Source organism: Burkholderia sp. Se-20378 (genome assembly GCF_017104665.1).
GTDB classification, from domain to species: domain Bacteria; phylum Pseudomonadota; class Gammaproteobacteria; order Burkholderiales; family Burkholderiaceae; genus Burkholderia; species Burkholderia lata.
This window is the reverse complement of sequence record NZ_JAAGPG010000141.1, coordinates 1-18,075: the sequence shown is the minus strand read 5'-3', so window position 1 is coordinate 18,075 and position 18,075 is coordinate 1. Positions and strand designations below refer to the sequence as shown.

The 18,075-nt window shown below is 67.0% G+C and carries 20 protein-coding genes and 1 tRNA gene; 11 read left to right on the top strand and 10 right to left on the bottom strand.

Going from position 1 to position 18,075, the window contains the following annotated elements:
- Positions 1 to 273, bottom strand: a 273-nt coding sequence (locus tag G3N93_RS17025; RefSeq protein ID WP_206133539.1) for a LysR family transcriptional regulator, incomplete at its 3' end; no start/stop codon positions are given.
- 106 nt (positions 274 to 379) lie between these two features.
- Between G3N93_RS17025 and G3N93_RS17020 the strand changes: the two genes are divergently transcribed.
- A complete protein-coding gene (locus tag G3N93_RS17020) occupies positions 380 to 1,270 on the top strand; it encodes an alpha/beta fold hydrolase (RefSeq protein ID WP_206133538.1) in 891 nt (296 codons plus the stop codon).
- 30 nt (positions 1,271 to 1,300) lie between these two features.
- On the opposite strand, the gene G3N93_RS17015 is transcribed toward G3N93_RS17020, so the two are convergent.
- On the bottom strand, positions 1,301 to 2,200 hold the full coding sequence (locus G3N93_RS17015; RefSeq protein ID WP_206133537.1) for an SDR family oxidoreductase: 900 nt from the start codon (positions 2,198 to 2,200) through the stop codon (positions 1,301 to 1,303).
- Between the two features lie 40 nt (positions 2,201 to 2,240).
- The gene (locus tag G3N93_RS17010) at positions 2,241 to 2,978 is read right to left on the bottom strand and encodes an SDR family oxidoreductase (protein ID WP_174942023.1); all 738 of its coding nucleotides are present in this window, start codon (positions 2,976 to 2,978) and stop codon (positions 2,241 to 2,243) included.
- A 117-nt stretch (positions 2,979 to 3,095) separates the two neighbouring features.
- Between G3N93_RS17010 and G3N93_RS17005 the strand changes: the two genes are divergently transcribed.
- A complete protein-coding gene (locus G3N93_RS17005; RefSeq protein ID WP_174941563.1) occupies positions 3,096 to 3,998 on the top strand; it encodes a LysR family transcriptional regulator in 903 nt (300 codons plus the stop codon).
- Between the two features lie 44 nt (positions 3,999 to 4,042).
- Here the strand turns inward: G3N93_RS17005 and G3N93_RS17000 are convergent, their stop codons facing one another.
- From G3N93_RS17000 to G3N93_RS16985, 4 genes are all read right to left on the bottom strand, one after another.
- On the bottom strand, positions 4,043 to 4,210 hold the full coding sequence (locus tag G3N93_RS17000) for a hypothetical protein (RefSeq protein ID WP_206133536.1): 168 nt from the start codon (positions 4,208 to 4,210) through the stop codon (positions 4,043 to 4,045).
- A 148-nt stretch (positions 4,211 to 4,358) separates the two neighbouring features.
- A tRNA-Leu gene (locus tag G3N93_RS16995) sits at positions 4,359 to 4,443 on the bottom strand.
- A 96-nt stretch (positions 4,444 to 4,539) separates the two neighbouring features.
- Entirely contained in the window at positions 4,540 to 5,697 is a 1,158-nt protein-coding gene (locus G3N93_RS16990; protein ID WP_206133535.1) for an ABC transporter substrate-binding protein, read from the bottom strand.
- A gap of 64 nt (positions 5,698 to 5,761) precedes the next feature.
- A complete protein-coding gene (locus tag G3N93_RS16985; protein ID WP_027785173.1) occupies positions 5,762 to 6,703 on the bottom strand; it encodes a CysB family HTH-type transcriptional regulator in 942 nt (313 codons plus the stop codon).
- A gap of 214 nt (positions 6,704 to 6,917) precedes the next feature.
- Between G3N93_RS16985 and G3N93_RS16980 the strand changes: the two genes are divergently transcribed.
- From G3N93_RS16980 to cobA, 6 genes are all read left to right on the top strand, one after another.
- Positions 6,918 to 8,597 carry a nitrite/sulfite reductase gene (locus tag G3N93_RS16980; protein WP_174941569.1) on the top strand — a complete coding sequence of 560 codons (1,680 nt, stop codon included), beginning with the start codon at positions 6,918 to 6,920 and terminating at the stop codon, positions 8,595 to 8,597.
- A gap of 25 nt (positions 8,598 to 8,622) precedes the next feature.
- A complete protein-coding gene (locus tag G3N93_RS16975; protein ID WP_174941571.1) occupies positions 8,623 to 9,180 on the top strand; it encodes a DUF934 domain-containing protein in 558 nt (185 codons plus the stop codon).
- Positions 9,177 to 9,929, top strand: a complete 753-nt coding sequence (locus tag G3N93_RS16970) for a phosphoadenylyl-sulfate reductase (protein ID WP_174941573.1) — start codon at positions 9,177 to 9,179, stop codon at positions 9,927 to 9,929. The genes G3N93_RS16975 and G3N93_RS16970 overlap by 4 nt, the downstream gene beginning before the upstream one ends.
- Positions 9,930 to 10,005: 76 nt before the next feature.
- Positions 10,006 to 10,968 (top strand): sulfate adenylyltransferase subunit CysD, encoded by a 963-nt coding sequence (gene cysD, locus G3N93_RS16965; RefSeq protein WP_174931664.1) that lies wholly within the window; start codon positions 10,006 to 10,008, stop codon positions 10,966 to 10,968.
- 22 nt (positions 10,969 to 10,990) lie between these two features.
- Complete coding sequence (locus G3N93_RS16960; protein WP_174941574.1) at positions 10,991 to 12,307, top strand: sulfate adenylyltransferase subunit 1; 1,317 nt, start codon at positions 10,991 to 10,993, stop codon at positions 12,305 to 12,307.
- Between the two features lie 70 nt (positions 12,308 to 12,377).
- A complete protein-coding gene (cobA, locus tag G3N93_RS16955) occupies positions 12,378 to 13,127 on the top strand; it encodes a uroporphyrinogen-III C-methyltransferase (protein ID WP_206133534.1) in 750 nt (249 codons plus the stop codon).
- A gap of 81 nt (positions 13,128 to 13,208) precedes the next feature.
- Here cobA and G3N93_RS16950 read toward each other — a convergent pair whose 3' ends face one another.
- From G3N93_RS16950 to lptF, 3 genes are read right to left on the bottom strand one after another with little or no spacing between them, the layout of a single operon-like run.
- Positions 13,209 to 13,592: a sirohydrochlorin chelatase gene (locus tag G3N93_RS16950; RefSeq protein WP_206133533.1), complete on the bottom strand. Its 384-nt coding sequence runs from the start codon at positions 13,590 to 13,592 to the stop codon at positions 13,209 to 13,211.
- A gap of 27 nt (positions 13,593 to 13,619) precedes the next feature.
- Entirely contained in the window at positions 13,620 to 14,768 is a 1,149-nt protein-coding gene (gene lptG, locus G3N93_RS16945) for an LPS export ABC transporter permease LptG (RefSeq protein ID WP_206133532.1), read from the bottom strand.
- A 3-nt stretch (positions 14,769 to 14,771) separates the two neighbouring features.
- Positions 14,772 to 15,863: an LPS export ABC transporter permease LptF gene (lptF, locus tag G3N93_RS16940; protein ID WP_174941582.1), complete on the bottom strand. Its 1,092-nt coding sequence runs from the start codon at positions 15,861 to 15,863 to the stop codon at positions 14,772 to 14,774.
- Between the two features lie 122 nt (positions 15,864 to 15,985).
- Between lptF and G3N93_RS16935 the strand changes: the two genes are divergently transcribed.
- The 3 genes from G3N93_RS16935 to G3N93_RS16925 form a co-directional block, all read left to right on the top strand.
- Positions 15,986 to 17,497, top strand: coding sequence for a leucyl aminopeptidase (locus G3N93_RS16935; RefSeq protein WP_206133531.1), 1,512 nt, complete (start codon positions 15,986 to 15,988; stop codon positions 17,495 to 17,497).
- Between the two features lie 34 nt (positions 17,498 to 17,531).
- The gene (locus tag G3N93_RS16930) at positions 17,532 to 17,948 is read left to right on the top strand and encodes a DNA polymerase III subunit chi (RefSeq protein WP_206133530.1); all 417 of its coding nucleotides are present in this window, start codon (positions 17,532 to 17,534) and stop codon (positions 17,946 to 17,948) included.
- Between the two features lie 25 nt (positions 17,949 to 17,973).
- Positions 17,974 to 18,075 (top strand): DUF2486 family protein (locus G3N93_RS16925; RefSeq protein ID WP_206133540.1); only part of this gene is annotated, 102 nt, incomplete at its 3' end.

Sequence of the window (18,075 nt, the reverse complement as noted above, 5' to 3'; positions counted from 1 at the left end):
CGCGCGCACTTCGCGCTCCATGTCGACGATGTTGCGCGCGTACGCGTACAGCGTGTCACCGGCTGGCGTAAGCGAGATGCGGCGGGTCGTGCGCGCGAGCAGCACCGTGCCGGCTGCCTGTTCGAGCCGTTTGATGTGGCCGCTGACGGCGGACGGCGTCAGTGCGAGCCGTTCCGCGGCGGGCGCGAACCCGCGGCTGTCGACGACTTCGAGGAAGGTGCGCAGCAGCGTGATGTCGAGTGCGGTCGACGCCGGGTCGGTCAGCGGTTCCATGGATCAATTCAACGCAATACTCGAAGAATGAACAATGATACTCCGTGAATCGTGATGAAAGGCCGGCCTACCATCGTGCACTCGGATCGACCCAACGGAGTGCACGATGACGACCTATGCGCATGCGACGACCGCGTCGCTCGACATTGCCTATCTCGAATGGAACCCGCGCGGCGAGCGCGTGGCCGTGCTGCTGCACGGCTGGCCGGACAGCCCGGTCGGCTGGGACGCCGTGGCGGCCGCGCTCGCCGCGCGCGGCTATCGGGTGCTCGCACCCGCGCTACGCGGTTTTGCGCCGACCCGCTTTCGCGACGCATCCGTGCCGCGCAGCGGCCAGCTCGCGGCGCTCGGGTGCGACCTGCTCGACTTCGTCGATGCGCTTGGCGTCGAGCGGCCCCTGCTGGTCGGGCACGACTGGGGCGCCCGGGCGGCCGCAAACGCGTGCGGGCTGCGCGATGGTGCAGCATCGCATCTCGTGATGCTGTCGGTCGGGTACGGCACCAACGATCCGGGACAGCCGCTGTCGCTGCAGCAGGCGCGCAACTACTGGTATCACTGGTTCATGGCGACACCGCGTGGCGAGCAGGCGTTGCGCGACGATCGTCGCGCGTTTGCCCGCCTGATGTGGGACACGTGGTCGCCGCCGGGCTGGTATCGCGACAGCGATTTCGAGGCGGCCGCCGCCGCGTTCGACGGGCCCGACTGGATCGACGTCGTACTGCACTCTTACCGGCATCGGTGGGGTTTCGCACCGGGCGCGCCGGCCTGTGCCGACGACGATGCGCGTCTGAATCCCGCGCCGGTGCTGGCGTTGCCGACGTTCGTGCTGCACGGCGGCGCGGACACCTGTAATCATCCGGACAGCTCGGCCGGACGCGAGCGATTCTTTGCGGGGCGCTACGCGCGGCAGGTGCTGGACGGCGTCGGCCACTTTCCGCAGCGGGAGGCGCCGGCGGCGGTCGCCGACGCGATCCTCGGATTCTGCGAGCGAGGCTGAGGCGCGCCGGCGTGGCCGGCGCACCGTGGATCAGCCGCCGACGCGGGCCGCGAGCAGGTCGGCGAGGCCGATGTTCCTGAACATCTCGCGGCGGATGCGAGCGCCGACGCGGAACACTTCCTCCGCGCCGTCCTGCGACGGATCGACGAACACGCGGTACGGGCGCTTGCCGACGGGGGCGGCGACGATGTCGGCGATCGCGGTCGCGACGGTGCCGGCATCGGCGTCCGCCGGTTCGAGCGCGGCGAGGCCCTGCAGCGCCTGCTCGGCGACGCCCGCATAGGGGCCGTCGACGTAGGCGGCCTGAATATCCGCATCGGCCGGCTTGCCCGCGTGGGCGAAGTGATTCGTGCCCTGGGTGAAGGCGCCCGGCACGACGATCGACGTTTCGATCCCCCAGCGGGCGAGTTCGGCCGCATAGGACACCGCGAGCGAATCCATCGCGGCCTTCGCGGCGAAGTAGGGGGCGAGGAACGGCGGCGTACCGCCGCGCGCGGACGACGACGACACCCAGACGAGCAGGCCGCGGCCCTGGCGGCGCAGGTGCGGCAGCGCCGCGCGGTTCACGCGCTGGGTCGACACGACGTTGATGTCGTAGAGCTGGGCGATCTGCTCGGGCGTGAACGCTTCGGCCGGGCCGAACACCATGTGGCCGGCATTGTGGACGATGACGTCGAGGCGGCCGTTGTCCGCGATCACGCGATCGATGGCGGCACCGACGGACGCGTCGTCGCCGACGTCGAGCTCGACCGTGCGCAGGTCGACGCCGTGCTCCTGCGCGTAGGCGGCGATGGCGGCGACGCGCGGCGCGTTGCGACCGGTGCTTTCGCGCATCGACGCATAGACGGTATGGCCGGCGCGGGCGAGCGCCTGGGCCGTCAGCAGGCCGAAGCCGCTGGACGCGCCCGTGACGAGAATGACTTCCTTCATGATCGATCTCCTGTAAGAGGGGGGCGTGGCAGGCAGCCGGTCAGCACATGCCGCCGTTGGCACGCAGGATCTGACCGTTGACCCACGCGCCGTCGGGGCCGGCGAGGAACGCAACGACGCTGGCGATGTCGGCCGGCTGGCCGAGCCGTTCCAGCGGGTTCATCTTCGCCATCCGGTCGACGAGTTCGGCGCTCTTGCCCTGCAGGAACAGCTCGGTCGCCACCGGGCCCGGCGCGACGGCGTTCACGCTGATGCCGCGACCGCGCATCTCCTGCGCGAGCACCTGCGTCATGCCCTCGACGGCGGCCTTGGTCGCGATGTACACGCCGTAGGTCGGCAGGCGCATGCCGATCACGCTCGAGGTCAGGTTGACGATGCGGCCGCCGTCGCGCACGCGCTTCGCTGCTTCGCGGCTGACGTTGAACGCGCCCTTCAGGTTGATCGCGACGGTCTGGTCGAACGCTGCGTCGTCGAACTCGGCGAGGGGCGCGAGCTTCATCACGCCCGCACTGTTGACGACGACGTCGATCCGGCCGAATGCCTGCTCGGCCGCGTCGAACAGCGCGGCCACCGCCGCCGGATCGGCGACGTCCGCCTGCACCGCGACGGCCGTGCCGCCGTCGGCGACGATCGCGTCGACCACTTCCCGGGCCGGGCCGGCGCCGCCGGCATAGTTCACGACGACCCTGAAACCGTCGCGGGCGAGACGGCGGGCGATTTCCGCGCCGATGCCGCGCGACGAGCCCGTAACGAGGGCGACCTGTTCCGATGTGCTCATGTCCTGCTCCTTGATTCGTGAGTGCCGTGCGATCCGGCGACAGGACTAATGTAGGCTTCCTCGGTTAATAAAAATAATGAATAATGATCAGATCAAGAATGACTGAAAGTATGTCTAATGGCATTCGACAGCAGGCTTTTGAGCGGCATCGGCGTGCTCTCGGCGGTGATCGAGGCCGGCACCTTCGCGCGCGCCGGCGAGGCGATGGGGTTGACGCAGCCGGCGGTGAGCCGTGCCGTCGCCCGGCTGGAAGAGCGCGTCGGCATCCGGATCTTCAACCGCACGGCGCGCGCGATCACGCTGACCGACGAAGGGCGGCGTTTCTATGAAGCGGTCGCGCCGCTGCTGGCCGGCATCGAAGATGCGGCGATCGACGCCGGGCAGTCGAAGGCGCGTGTCAGGGGGAGGCTGCGCGTCAACGTCGACGCGACTTTCGGCCACTACGTGCTGGCGCCGAAGATGGCGGAGTTTCTCGACCGCTTTCCCGACCTGTCCGTCGAGATCAGCGTGCGCGACCGGATGGGCGATCTCGTCGCCGACGGGTTCGATGTGGCGGTGCGGTTCGGCATCCCGGAACCGTCGTCATACCGTGCGCGGCTGCTGCTGGAAACGCGCGTGCTCACCTGCGCGTCGGCGGCCTATGTCGCGCGTCACGGCGAACCGCGGCACCCGCGGGATCTCGCGAGCGGGCATCGCTGCGTGCTGATCCGCGATCCGGTGACGGGGCGGCCGTTCGAATGGGAATTCCATCGCGGCAAGGAGGTGGTGCCGTTCGATGCGGCCGGCCAACTGATGGTCAACGACACGGGCATGCTGCTCGGCGCGTGCCTGGGCGGCGCGGGGATCGCGCAGTTGCTGGAACTCTATGCGCGGGACATCCTTGCCGACGGGCGGCTGATGCTGCTGCTGCCGGAGTGGGCGGACGAGACGTTTCCGCTCTATGCGTATCACCACGCGTCCAATCTCGTTTCCGCGAAGGTGCGCGTGTTTCTCGACTTCGTGCGGGCGTTGATGGCCTGAGCCTGGGCTTGAGTCGACGTGCCGACGGCGGCCTTCCCGCGCGTTCACTCGGTGCGATGCGGAATGTTGTCCGGGAACGGGTAGGGCGCGTGCGGGCCCGGCCAGTCCGGTACCGGCGGTGCGGTCAGGACGTCGCATCCGGCCAGCATGAGCGACAGTGCCACGGCGAGCACGCGGCGGCAGAACGGGGATGAAATCGTGCGCATGGACATGGCGTGCCTCCGTGTCGCGCATCCTCATGACGCTTGGACTGTTGTGCGGGGGCACGCGTTGCGGCGCGCACGGCAAAAACAAAAAACCCGCGAAGCGGCGAGCTTGCGCGGGTTTCGGGAGGCGCAGCGCGTCACGCTGCGAGAATGCTGGTGCCCAGGGCCGGAATCGAACCGGCACGCCTTGCGGCGGGGGATTTTGAGTCCCCTGCGTCTACCAATTTCACCACCTGGGCTTGATCCTGGCCGCGCATGCGATTGTGCGCGGCGAAACGCGGATTATGTCCGAAATTCAGACGCCGGGCAAGCTGCCCGGTTGCGCGCCGCGCACGCTATTGGCTCAGGTAGACGAACCGGCCCTGTTTGACGATCCCCATCACGCTCGCGCGCTGGTCGAGTCCCACGTGATCCTTGTCGCTGGTGTTCACGACGCCGTTCGGCACGACGAGCTCGTGCGCGCGTTCCAGCTCGCGCCGCAGTGCCGCGCGGAACGCGGGCGTGCCGGGCTGCGCGGCCTTCAGCGCGCGGCCGACCGCGTCGGCGAGGCGCGGGTAGACACCGGCCGCGTCGCCCGCGAACTGCGTGACCGTGCCGGCGCCGTACTTCGCTTCGTACGCGTCGACGAACGCGAGCGCGGCCTTGCGGGCCGGGTGATCGGCCGGCAGCGTGCGCGCGACGACTACCGGCTGGGTCGGGAACAGCGTCCCGTCGACGTCCTTGCCCCCCAGCTTGATGAATTCCGGCGTCGCGATTCCGTGCGTCTGGTAGATCGGGCCCTTGTAGCCGCGTTCGATCAGCGTGCGTTGCGGCAGCACGGCCGGCGTGCCGGAGCCCGCGATCAGGATCGCGTCGGGCTTCGCCGCGATCAGCTTCAGCGCCTGACCGGTGACGCTCGCGTCGGTGCGGTTGAAGCGCTCGGTCGCGACCACGCGGATCTTGCGCAGGTCCGCGAAGCGCGTGAACTCGTTCAGCCAGCTGTCGCCGTAGCTGTCCGCGAAGCCGATGAAGCCGACCGTCTTCACGCCGTGGTTTGCCATATAGCGCGTCATCACGTCGGCCATCGCGCTGTCGCTCTGCGCCATCTTGAACGCCCAGGTCCGCGCGCCTTCCTGCGGCTCGACGATCGCGCCGGAACCGACCAGCGTGATCATCGGTGTCTGCCCGGCGGCCACTGCATCGAGCGCCGCGAGCGCGGCCGGCGTGATGTTCGGCCCGACCACGACGTCGACATGATCCTCGTCGACCAGCTTGCGGATGTTGCGCACCGCGGTGCCCGGGTCGGATGCATCGTCGAGCACCGTCACCTGGACCGGCTGGCCGGCGATCGTCTTCGGCCACATCAGGATCGCGTTCTTGCTCGTGATGCCGATCGCGGCGGCCGGGCCGGTCGACGACAGGTCGACGCCGACCTTCAGGTCGGCATGCGCGGTGGCGCAGGTCAGTACGAGGGCGCCGGCAGTGGCGCGGCGCAACAGGGCGGGAAGCGTCATGCGGAATTCTCCGTCGGACAGCAAAAAGGGGCGCGATGTGCGCCCCCGTGTTTATACACGCCGCTCAGAGTTCGTACGATTCGGATTCGCCCTTGAGCGCCTGCTCGATCAGCTTGCGGTTCAGCGTCGGCGACAGCAGCTCGACGAGCGTATACACATAGCTGCGCAGGTAGGCGCCCTGCTTGAGTGCGACGCGCGTCACGTTGCTGCCGAACAGGTGGCCGACCGGGATCAGCCGCAGGCCGCGGTCGCGCTCGGGATTGAACGCGATGTCGGCCATGATCCCGACGCCGAGGCCGAGTTCGACGTAGGTCTTGATCACGTCGGCGTCGATCGCCTCGAGCACGATGTCCGGCGACAGCCCGCGCAGCGCGAACGCATGGTTGATCTTCTTGCGGCCCGCGAATGCGTCGTCGTACGTAATCAGCGGGTACTGCGCGAGATCGTCGAGCGTGACCGGCTTGCGCTCGAGCAGCGGATGGTCGGCCGGCACGACGGCCGCGTGGTGCCACTGGAAGCAGGGCAGCGACACGAGTTCCTTGTAGTCGGAGATCGCCTCGGTCGCGATCGCGAGATCGGCCTGGTCGTGGATCACCATCTCGGCTACCTGCGTCGGGCTGCCCTGCAGGATCGACAGGTGGACCTTCGGGAAGCGCTTCTTGAACTCGGCGATCGCGGCCGGCAGCGAGTAGCGGGCCTGCGTGTGGGTCGCGGCGATGGTCAGGTTGCCCTGATCCTGCGCCGCATAATCTTTCCCGACCCTTTTAAGGCTTTCAACCTCCTGGAGAATCCGCTCGACCGACGCGAGGATGATCCTGCCCGGCTCGGTGAGCGAGCGCACGCGCTTGCCGTGCCGCGTGAAGATCTCCACGCCCAGCTCGTCCTCGAGCTCGATGATCGCCTTCGATACCCCCGGTTGCGACGTGTAGAGCGCCTTGGCGGCCTCGGTGAGATTGAAATTCTGCCGGACGGCCTCGCGCACGAAGCGAAATTGGTGCAGGTTCATTTATAACCCTTCCGCATATCAACAGAATTTTTTAGTCGTTTGAAATATAAGGCGAGTTTATTACGATTCACCGGAGTTTTTCAAATATGGATATCTGTTTTCGTCATTAGCAATCCACCCGGCAGCGGATGGGGGCGGTGACGGCGGAACGGAGATTCGGGCGCGACGTGGCTAGGACGTCGCGCGGTCACCACGAAAACCCTGGGGTCCCCGAATGTATCAGTACGACCAATACGACCAGACGATCGTCGACGAGCGTGTCGCGCAGTACCGCGATCAGGTGCGCCGCCGGCTGTCGGGCGAGTTGAGCGAAGAAGAGTTTCGTCCGCTGCGCCTGCAGAACGGCCTGTACATGCAGCGCCACGCGTACATGCACCGCATCGCGATTCCGTACGGCAACTTGCGCAGCGACCAGCTCCGGATGCTGGCGCGCATCGCCCGCGAACACGACCGCGGCTACGGCCACTTCTCGACCCGCTCGAACATCCAGTTCAACTGGATCGAGCTGGAAGACACGCCCGAGATCCTCGCGAAGCTCGCGTCGGTGCAGATGCACGGCATCCAGACGTCGGGCAACTGCATCCGCAACATCACGGCCGACCAGTTCGCCGGTGTTGCCCAGGACGAAGAGATCGATCCGCGTCCGTGGTCGGAAATCCTGCGTCAGTGGTCGACGTTCCATCCCGAATTCGCATGGCTGCCGCGCAAGTTCAAGATCGCGGTGTCGGGCTCGAAGGACGACCGCGCGGCCGTGCAGATCCACGATCTCGGCGTGTACCTGAAGAAGAACGCGCAGGGCGAAGTGGTCGCGAGCATCCTCGCGGGCGGCGGCCTCGGCCGTACGCCGATCATCGGCGCGGTGATCAAGGAAGACCTGCCGTGGCAGCACCTGCTCACCTACTGCGAAGCCGTGCTGCGCGTATACAACCGTTACGGCCGCCGCGACAACCTGTACAAGGCGCGTATCAAGATCCTCGTGAAGGCGCTGTCGCCCGCGAAGTTCGCGCAGCAGGTCGAGGAAGAGTGGCAGCACCTGAAGGACGGCCCGTCGACGCTCACGCAGGCGGAAGTCGATCGCGTGTCGCAGTACTTCCAGCCGCCCGTCTACGAGAAGCTGGCCGACACCGATGCATCGTTCGAACAGCACCTGCTCGAGAACAAGGCGTTCGCGCGCTGGGTCGAGCGTAACGTTGCGCCGCACAAGGTGGCCGGCTATGCAGCCGTCACGCTGTCGCTGAAGGATCACCGGGTCGCGCCGGGCGATGCGACCGACCAGCAGATGGATCTGGTGGCCGACTGGGCCGACGCATATTCGTTCGGCGAGCTGCGCGTGTCGCACGAGCAGAACCTGATTCTCGCGAACGTGAAGAAGCGCGACCTGTTCGCGGTGTGGGAAAAGGCGAAGGCAGCCGGCTTCGCGACGCCGAACATCGGCCTGCTGACCGACATCATCGCGTGCCCGGGCGGCGACTTCTGCTCGCTCGCGAACGCGAAGTCGATCCCGATCGCGCTGGCGATCCAGCAGCGTTTCGACGACCTCGACTATGTGTACGACCTCGGCGACCTGTCGCTGAACATTTCCGGTTGCATGAACTCGTGCGGTCACCACCACGTCGGCAACATCGGCATCCTCGGCGTCGACAAGGACGGCGCCGAGTGGTACCAGGTGTCGCTCGGCGGCGAGCAGGGCACGGGCCAGAACGGTGCGCGCCTGGGCCGCGTGATCGGACCGTCGTTCTCGGCGGAAGAAGTGCCCGACGTGATCGCGAAGCTGATCGACACGTTCGTCGAATCGCGCGTCGACGGCGAGCGCTTCGTCGAAACGTACGATCGCATCGGCATCGCGCCGTTCAAGGAGCGCGTGTATGCGGCGCGCCAGGCAGTGAACGCGTAACCAACCGGGTAGAAGGAATTAGCAGATGGCTTCGATTATCAAGAACCGCGCAGTGATCGACGATGCATGGCAGGTCGTGCGCGCGGCAGAAGACGGTGCACTGCCCGCGGTCGACGCGTTGCCGGCCGGCAAGGTGCTGGTGCCGTTCGCGTTGTGGCAGGCCGAGCGCGCGGCGCTCGTCGCCGCGAAGACGAAGGACGAGCTCGGCGTGTGGCTCGCACCGGACAGCGAGCCGGCCGATCTCGTGGCCGATTTCGGCGCGATTTCGCTGGTCGCCGTCGAGTTCCCGCGCTTCGCGGACGGCCGCGGCTACAGCATCGGGCGCCTGCTGCGCGAGCGCCACGGCTGGACGGGCGAACTGCGTGCGATCGGCGACGTGCTGCGCGACCAGTTGCTGTACATGTCGCGTTGCGGCTTCGACGCATACGCGGTGCGCGCCGACAAGGACATTCACGACGCGCTGAATGCGTTCACGGAATTCACGCAGCGTTACCAGGGCGCGTTCGACCAGCCCGAACCGCTGTTCCGCCGCCGCGCCGCGTCGGCAGACGCAGCGACGCCCGAAGCGAAGGTGAGCGCATGAGCACCGCGACCGCCACCGCGCTGACGCCGGAGCTCGCCGCGAAGGTCGAGCGGCTCGACGCGCTGCTCGCGCAGATCGGTGTCCGTCACGAGAAGGTGAAGTTCGCGAGCAGCCTCGCGGCGGAAGACATGCTGCTGACGCATGCGATCCTGTCGAAGGGCGCGCGAATCGGCATCTTCTCGCTGAACACGGGCCGCCTGCACGCGGAAACGCTCGGCATGATCGACCGCGTGCGCGAGCGCTACGGCTACGAGATCGAGCAGTTCCATCCGCTGCAGGACGCGGTCGACCAGTACGTCGCCGAGCACGGCCTGAACGCGTTCTACGAGAGCGTCGAGCTGCGCAAGTCGTGCTGCCACATCCGCAAGGTCGAGCCGCTGAATCGCGCGCTCGCGGACGTCGGCGCATGGGTCACGGGCCAGCGCCGCGAGCAGTCGGTCACGCGTGCCGAGCTGCACGAGGAAGAACAGGACGAAGCGCGCGGGATCGCGAAGTACAATCCGCTCGCCGACTGGACGGAAAGCGACGTGTGGGCGTACCTTAATGCGTTTGACGTGCCGGTGAATCCGCTGCATGCGCGCGGCTACCCGAGCATCGGCTGCGAGCCGTGTACGCGGGCGATCCGCCCCGGCGAGGACAGCCGCGCGGGCCGCTGGTGGTGGGAGTCGCGCGATACGAAGGAATGCGGGCTGCACATCACGACGATCACGCCGATTCCCGCGGAAGCCGAAGCCGGCGCCGCACACTGAAAGCCTGACAAGAAACTGAATATTGCGCCGCCGGCGACAGCGGGCGGCACGAACCCAGAAGAGAAGGACTGAAATCATGAGCACGACGCTCGAGCAATCCGCCTTTGCCCCGCCCGCCGGTGCCGACAGCCGCATGGGCCACCTCGACTGGCTCGAAGCCGAGTCGATCCACATCCTGCGCGAACTGGTCGCCGAATGCAGCAAGCCGGCGCTGTTGTTCTCGGGCGGCAAGGATTCGGTCGTCGTGCTGCATCTGGCACTGAAAGCATTCGGCCTCGGCGCGAACCGCAAGACGACGCTGCCGTTCCCGCTCGTGCACATCGATACGGGCCACAACTACGAAGAAGTGATCGATTTCCGCGATCGCCGCGCGCAAGAGCTCGGCGCCGAGCTGGTCGTCGGCCACGTCGAGGATTCGATCAAGCGCGGCACGGTCGTGCTGCGCCGCGAAACCGATTCGCGCAATGCCGCGCAGGCCGTCACGCTGCTCGAGACGATCGAGCAGCATGGCTACACGGCGCTGATCGGCGGCGCGCGCCGCGACGAAGAGAAGGCACGGGCGAAGGAACGGATCTTCTCGTTCCGCGACGAATTCGGCCAGTGGGATCCGAAGGCGCAGCGCCCGGAACTGTGGAGCCTGTACAACGCCCGCCTGCACAAGGGCGAGCACCTGCGCGTGTTCCCGATCTCGAACTGGACCGAGCTCGACGTGTGGCAGTACATCGCGCGCGAGAACCTCGAACTGCCGTCGATCTACTACGCGCACGAGCGCGAGATCGTGCGCCGCAACGGGCTGCTCGTGCCCGTCACGCCGCTCACGCCGATGCGTGACGGCGAGACGAGCGAGCTCGCGCAGGTGCGCTTCCGCACGGTCGGCGACATTTCCTGCACGTGCCCGGTCGAGAGCGACGCGGACGACGTCGAGAAGATCATCGCCGAGACGGCGGTGACCGAGATCACCGAGCGCGGCGCGACCCGGATGGACGACCAGGCCTCCGAAGCCGCGATGGAACAGCGCAAGAAGCAAGGTTATTTCTGAAGCACACGAGGACATTCACATCATGAGCATCATCGAGAACACCGAAGACCTCGGCGTGCTGCGCTTCATTACCGCAGGCAGCGTCGACGACGGCAAGAGCACGCTGATCGGCCGCCTGCTGTACGACAGCAAGGCCGTGCTGTCCGACCAGCTGTCCGCGCTGTCGCGTGCGAAGAACAAGCGCACGGTCGGCGACGAGCTCGACCTCGCGCTGCTGACCGACGGCCTCGAAGCCGAGCGCGAACAGGGCATCACGATCGACGTCGCGTACCGCTACTTCGCGACCGCGAAGCGCAAGTTCATCATCGCCGATACGCCGGGCCACGAGCAGTACACGCGCAATATGGTGACGGGCGCATCGACAGCGCACGCGGCGATCATCCTGATCGACGCGACGCGCGTGACGGTCGAGAACGGCGTGGCCGACCTGCTGCCGCAGACCAAGCGCCACAGCGCGATCGTCAAGCTGCTCGCGCTGCAGCACGTGATCGTCGCGATCAACAAGATGGACCTCGTCGACTACAGCGAAGCGCGCTTCAACGAGATCCGCGATGCGTACGTCACGCTCGCGAAGCAGCTCGGCCTCACCGACGTGCGCTTCGTGCCGGTGTCGGCGCTGAAGGGCGACAACATCGTCGGTGCGAGCGAGCGCATGCCGTGGTACGCGGGCGAGCCGCTGCTCGACGTGCTCGAATCGCTGCCGGTCGAGACGCAGGCGCATGACGCGCTGCGCTTCCCGGTGCAGTGGGTCGCGCGCCAGGACGGCAGCTCGGCCGACGATTTCCGCGGCTACATGGGCCGTATCGAGTCGGGTGAAGTGAAGGTCGGCGACGAGATCGTCGTGCTGCCGTCGAACCGCACGGCGACGATCGCCGAGATCGTCGCGCCGGTGCCGGGCGGCACTGCGTCCGTCCCGCACGCGTTCGCGGGCCAGGCCGTGACGATCCGCCTCGCGGAAGACGTCGACGTGTCGCGCGGCGACATGTTCGTCACGTCCGGCGAGCCGGTCGAGCCGGCGAAGAAGCTCGAAGCCGATCTGTGCTGGTTCGACGAGACGCCGCTGTCGCCGCAGCGCAAGTACCTGCTGAAGCAGACCACCAGCACGGTGTTCGCGAAGATCGGTGGCGTCAAGCAGGTGCTCGACGTGCACACGCTGTCGCACGCGACCGACCGTCACGATCTGAAGATGAACGACATCGGCCGCGTCGCGCTGACGCTGCAGAAGCCGATCGTCTGCGACACGTACGACGCGCATCCGGGTACCGGTGCGTTCGTGCTGATCGACGAGGCGACGCACCACACGGTCGCCGCAGGGATGATCCGGGCGTTCTCGGCGTAACCGGGAAGCCGCGCCGCTTTGCGGCGGCGCGGACCGGAGCCGACGCCCGCTGGAAGGCGAAGCGACAAACATGGGCAAGGTGTATCTGATCGGAGCAGGGCCGGGCGCGGCCGACCTCATCACGGTGCGCGGCGCGCGGCTGCTCGAGCAGGCGGACGTCGTGCTGCACGACGCGCTCGTCGAGCCCGCGATGCTCGACTACGCGCCGAATGCGCGCCGGATCGCGGTCGGCAAGCGCTGCGGGCAGCGCTCGACCGCGCAACACTTCATCAACAAGCAGATCGTCGATGCGGCACGCGAGCATGCGTGCGTCGTGCGGCTGAAGGGCGGCGACCCGATGCTGTTCGGTCGTGCCGAAGAGGAGATGCGCGCGCTGGAAGCGGCCGGCATCGACTACGAGGTCGTGCCGGGCATCACCGCGGCGCTGGCCGGGGCGGCGACGCTGAAGCGTTCGCTGACGTTGCGCGGCGTGTCGCGCAGCGTCGCGTTCGCGACGCACAGCCGTGCGCCGGGCAGCGACGAGATTCGAGAAGCCGCGCGCGCCGATTCGATGGTCTATTACATGGGCCGCGACAGCGCACCGGGCATCGCGCAGGAGCTGATCGACGCAGGCCGCGCGCCGGCGACGCCCGTGGCGATCGTCGAGGCGTGCAGCACCGCGCGCGAACGCACGCTGACGCTGACGCTCGCGCAGATGGCGGCGGGTGACGCGCAGGCGTGGCTCGATCCTGCGGAACCGAGCCTGCTGATGATCGGCGATGCGTTCGCCGAGCGCGCCGGGCAGGCGAAAGCAGGGGATGCGCTGCGAAATGCGGCCTGAGCGGAATCCGGCTGGAGTCCCAAACGAAAAAAGCGCTGGCGGAAGCCAGCGCTTTTTCTTTGTGGGCCGTGATTGCGCGAGTTACGCGCCGTCGCCGATCTGGTCGATGCAGTAGCGCGCGATCGCGTCGAGCACGCCGTCGTTTTCGCCAACGGCCGTCGCACAGCGGATCTCGACACCGGGATACGCGGCGCGGCATGCGTCGACGAGCTGCGGCAGGTCGCGGCGGACATGGCCGCCCTGGCCGAAGAACACCGGCACCACGGTGATGTGCGAGCAGCCGGCCGCGACCTGCGTGGCGATCGCGTCACCGAGCGACGGCGTCATCAGTTCGAGGAACGCGAGCGACACGTGTGCAGCGGGGGAGGGGGCGCCGCGCAGCCGCGCGGCGAGCCGCTCGAACGGCTCGGCCCAGCGCGGGTCGCGAGCGCCGTGGCCGAACAGGACGATGCCGTGCGAACTCATGTCGAAGCCTCCGTCGTGACGCGGCGCTCAGTGCCGGTCGACCCACTTGAGCGCGAACAGGCCGAGCGCGAGATAGATCAGGCCCGGCGTCGCCGCGGTGAGCGGCGCGGGCCACGTGTTCAGCGTGCCGATGTGCGAGAACAGCGTATTGAGGAGCTGGAAGCTCATGCCGAGCATGATGCCGCCGAACACCTTCACGCCGACCACGCCCGCACGCGTGTGCAGGTACGCGAACGGCAGCGACAGCACGAGCATCACGAACACCGCGAACGGATACAGCAGCTTGCGCCACAGCGCGATATCGTAGCGCTGCGTGTCCTGCTGGTTCTCGCGCAAGTGCTGGATGTAGCGGAACAGGTTGATGATCGACATGCGCTCCGGCGACACGAGCAGCACCGACAGGATCTGCGGCGTCAGGTCCGAGCGCAGCCGGTATTCGGGCAGCGATACCTGCTGCGACCGGTACACGGGGTTCAGCGCGTCGGCCGGCTGGCCGCTGATCGGCTTGATCGGCGTCAGTTTGGTTTCATCGACGCCCTTCAGCAGCCAGTGGCCGGGCGGCTCGTAGCGGCCCGTCTGCGCGATCCGCACGTTGCGCAGCTGGAATTTCGAATCGAATTCGTAGATGCGCACGTTGCTGATCGTCGAGTCGGGCGACAGGCTGCCGACGTTGACGAAGCGCGTGACCTGCTCGCCGTTTTCACGGGCCGCGAGCGTGTCCTTCACCCACACGCCCGACTGGAAGTTCGACGACACCGACGCGCCGAGCGCCTGCAGCCGCACGCGTTCGGACAGCTGGTCGGCGTACGGGCCGACGAATTCGCCGATCAGGTAGGTGACGATCACGAGCGGCACGCCGATCTTCAGGAGCGAGCGCAGCGCCTGGTTGGTCGCGAGACCCGACACGCGGAAGATCGTGAATTCCGAGTTCGCGGCCATCTGCGCGAACACGTAGATTGCGCTGATCAGCGCGGCGACCGGGATGATTTCGTAGAAGCGCGACGGGGTCTGCAGCGCGACGCGCAGCACTGCGTAGCCGAACTTGTAGTTGCCGTGCCCGACCGAGTTCAGTTCGCTGATCAGGTCGAAGAAGAAGAACAGGCCCGAGAACGCGAACAGGATGAAGACGAACGTGACGTAGATCTGTCGCGCGAAGTACTTTTCATAGAGCCGCATCGATCATGCTCCCGAGCGGCCGAACAGCGCGCGTGTAAACAGCGGACGATTGCGCACGCGCAACCAGAAGATGAACGCGACGATCACCGCGACGACCAGATGCAGGCCGACGAGGCCGACGCCGAACGACATCTTGCCCTGCTCGATCTGCGACTGCACCACGTTCAGCAGGTTCGAGTACGTGAGATAGATCAGCACGGCCATCACGAGGTTGATCGTGCGGCTGCGGCGCGGGTTCTGGTACGACAGCGGAATGCCGAGCACCATCAGGTTGATCGCGATCAGCGGCAGCCCCGCGCGCCACGCGAATTCCGCGAGGTTGTCGTTCGTCGGGTTGCGCAGCAGGTCCGGCGTCGGCGTGCTGTTGGTGGTCTGCACGTTGGTGACCGGGGTGCTCGTGATCTTCACGCCGTAGCGCTCGAACTCCATGATCTTGAAGTTCGGCTGGCCGGGCGTGCCGTCGTAGCGGCGGCCGTCCTCCAGGACGACGAAGCGGCTGCCGTCGCGCGTTTCCGTATGGCCCGTCTGCGACACGACCACGTTGACCTTGCCGTTCTCGGTCGAGGTCACGAATACGTTCTGCACCTTGCTCTGGTCGGGCGTCATCTTCTCGATGAAGAACACGCGGTGGTTCGAGGCCGATTCGCGGAACTGGCCCGGCGCGAGCAGCGAGATCTCGTCGCGCTGCTGGAACCGTGCCTTGATCATCTTGCTTTGCTGGTTCGACCACGGCCAGCCGACGAATGCGAAGAAGGCGATCAGCAGGATGATCGGCGTGGCAAACACGCCGATCGGCTTGATGAGGCGCGTGAGGCTCACGCCCGACGCGAGCCACACGACCATTTCGGAGTCCCGGTACCACCGGGTCAGCACGAACAGGATCGATACGAACAGCGTGACGACGAGCATCACGGCGAGGTAGCCGATCACGGTGAGGCCGATCAGCACGAGGACGTCCCGCGGATCGATTTCACCGGACGCGGCGTAGCCGACGATGCGGATCATCATCGTCGTGAGCATGATCGTGAGCAGCACCATGAACACGGCGCCAGCCGTATACGCAAGCTCGCGCTGGAGGGAGCGTTCGAAGATCATTCTTGATGAGAAGAGGGCGGGACGCTGCGCACGCGTGGTGGAGCGCTCGCGCCGCCACGGGAAAAATAGCGGATAATTGCGGCTTTCATCCTTAGCCCAGATTTTATCCGAGGACAAGCGCGATGGACTTTAGCATAAAAGGCTGTGATTGGAGCAAAGGCGAGGCGAAGGGGTTCCTGACCGGGAAGTCCGACTGCATCGTGCTCGGCATCTTCGAGGCGCAGACCCTGTCGGGCGCGGCGCTCGACATCGACACGGCCACCAAGGGGCTGATTTCGCGCGTGATCAAGGCCGGCGACATGGACGGCAAGCGCGGCAAGACGCTGTTCCTGCACGAAGTGTCGGGCATCGGCGCGTCGCGCGTGCTGCTCGTCGGCCTCGGCAAGCAGGATGCTTTCAATCAGAAAGCCTATAACGATGCCGTGACGGCCGCATGGCGCGCGCTGCTGGCGACCAAGGTCGTCCAGGTCACGTTCACGCTCGCGCAACTGCCGGTCGACGAGCGCAGCTCCGACTGGGGCGTGCGCGCCGCGATTCTCGCGCTGCGCAACGAGACCTACCGCTTCACGCAGATGAAGAGCAAGCCGGAACCGGCGTCGCACACGCTCAAGCGCGTCGTGTTCAGCGTCGATCCGTCCGACGAAAAGGCCGCGAAGGTCGCGGTCAAGCAGGCCGTCGCGCTCGCGAACGGGATGGATCTCACCCGCGACCTCGGCAACCTGCCGGGCAACGTCTGCACGCCGACCTACCTCGGCAATACCGCGAAGAAGATCGCGAAGGATTGGGGCCTGAAGGCGGAAGTGCTCGGCCTCAAGCAGATCCAGGCGCTGAAGATGGGCTCGTTCCTGTCGGTCGCGCGCGCGTCGGTCGAGCCGCCGCAGTTCATCGTGCTGCACTACCAGGGCGCCGCCGCGAAGGCCGCACCGGTCGTGCTGGTCGGTAAGGGCATCACGTTCGACACGGGCGGCATCTCGCTGAAGCCGGGCGAGGGCATGGACGAGATGAAGTACGACATGTGCGGCGCCGGTTCGGTGCTCGGCACGATGCGTGCGGTCGTCGAGATGGGCCTGAAGATCAACGTCGTCGCGATCGTACCGACCTGCGAGAACATGCCGGGCGGCAACGCGACGAAGCCGGGCGACATCGTCACCAGCATGAAGGGCCTGACGATCGAGGTGCTGAACACCGACGCCGAAGGCCGTCTGATCCTGTGCGACGCGCTCACGTATGCCGAACGCTTCAAGCCGGCCGCCGTGATCGACGTCGCCACGCTGACGGGCGCGTGCGTGATCGCGCTGGGCGGCCACAACAGCGGCCTGTTCTCGACGGACGACGCGCTCGCGGGCGAACTGCTCGACGCGTCGCGCGAAGCGAACGACCCGGCATGGCGCATGCCGCTCGACGACGAGTACCAGGATCAGCTGAAGTCGAATTTCGCGGATCTCGCGAACATCGGCGGGCGTCCGGCCGGCGCCGTGACGGCCGCGTGCTTCCTGTCGCGCTTCACCGAGAGCTATCCGTGGGCCCACCTCGACATCGCGGGCACCGCGTGGAAGGGTGGCGCAGCGAAGGGCGCGACGGGCCGTCCGGTGCCGCTGCTCGCGCAGTTCCTGATCGACCGCGCCGGCCAGTGATGGCGGTGTTGACGACGCTGCGGGTACGCGGGCAATGACGCGGATCGATTTCCACTCGAACGTCGGCGATTCGCTCGCGTACGCGTGCCGGCTGCTGCGCAAGGCCTACCTGGCCGAGCAGCCGGTCGTCGTGCTCGCCGAGCCCGCGCGCCTGCGCGCGCTCGACGAGCGGCTCTGGACGTTCTCGCCGCTCGATTTCATCCCGCATTGCGGTGTCGACAGCGAGCACGCAGCCGGCACGCCGATCGTGCTGGCCGCGGATCTCGACCGCGTACCGCATCATCACGTGCTGCTGAACCTCGGCGCGGCCGTGCCCGCGCAGTTCGCCCGCTTCGAGCGCCTGCTCGAAGTGGTCGGCAATGCGCCGGACGAGCTGGCCGCGGGCCGCGACCGCTACCGGTTCTACCGCGACCGCGGCTACGCGCTGAACAACTACAAGCAGGGCAGCTAGCCGCCACCGTCAACGGAGTGTTCCCGTGACAGAAGCCGATTCATCCTCGATCCCGACACTGACCGACGTGCTGGTGCCGGGCAAGCCGGTGCCGGCGCGCACGCCTGCGCCCGATGCACCAGCACGA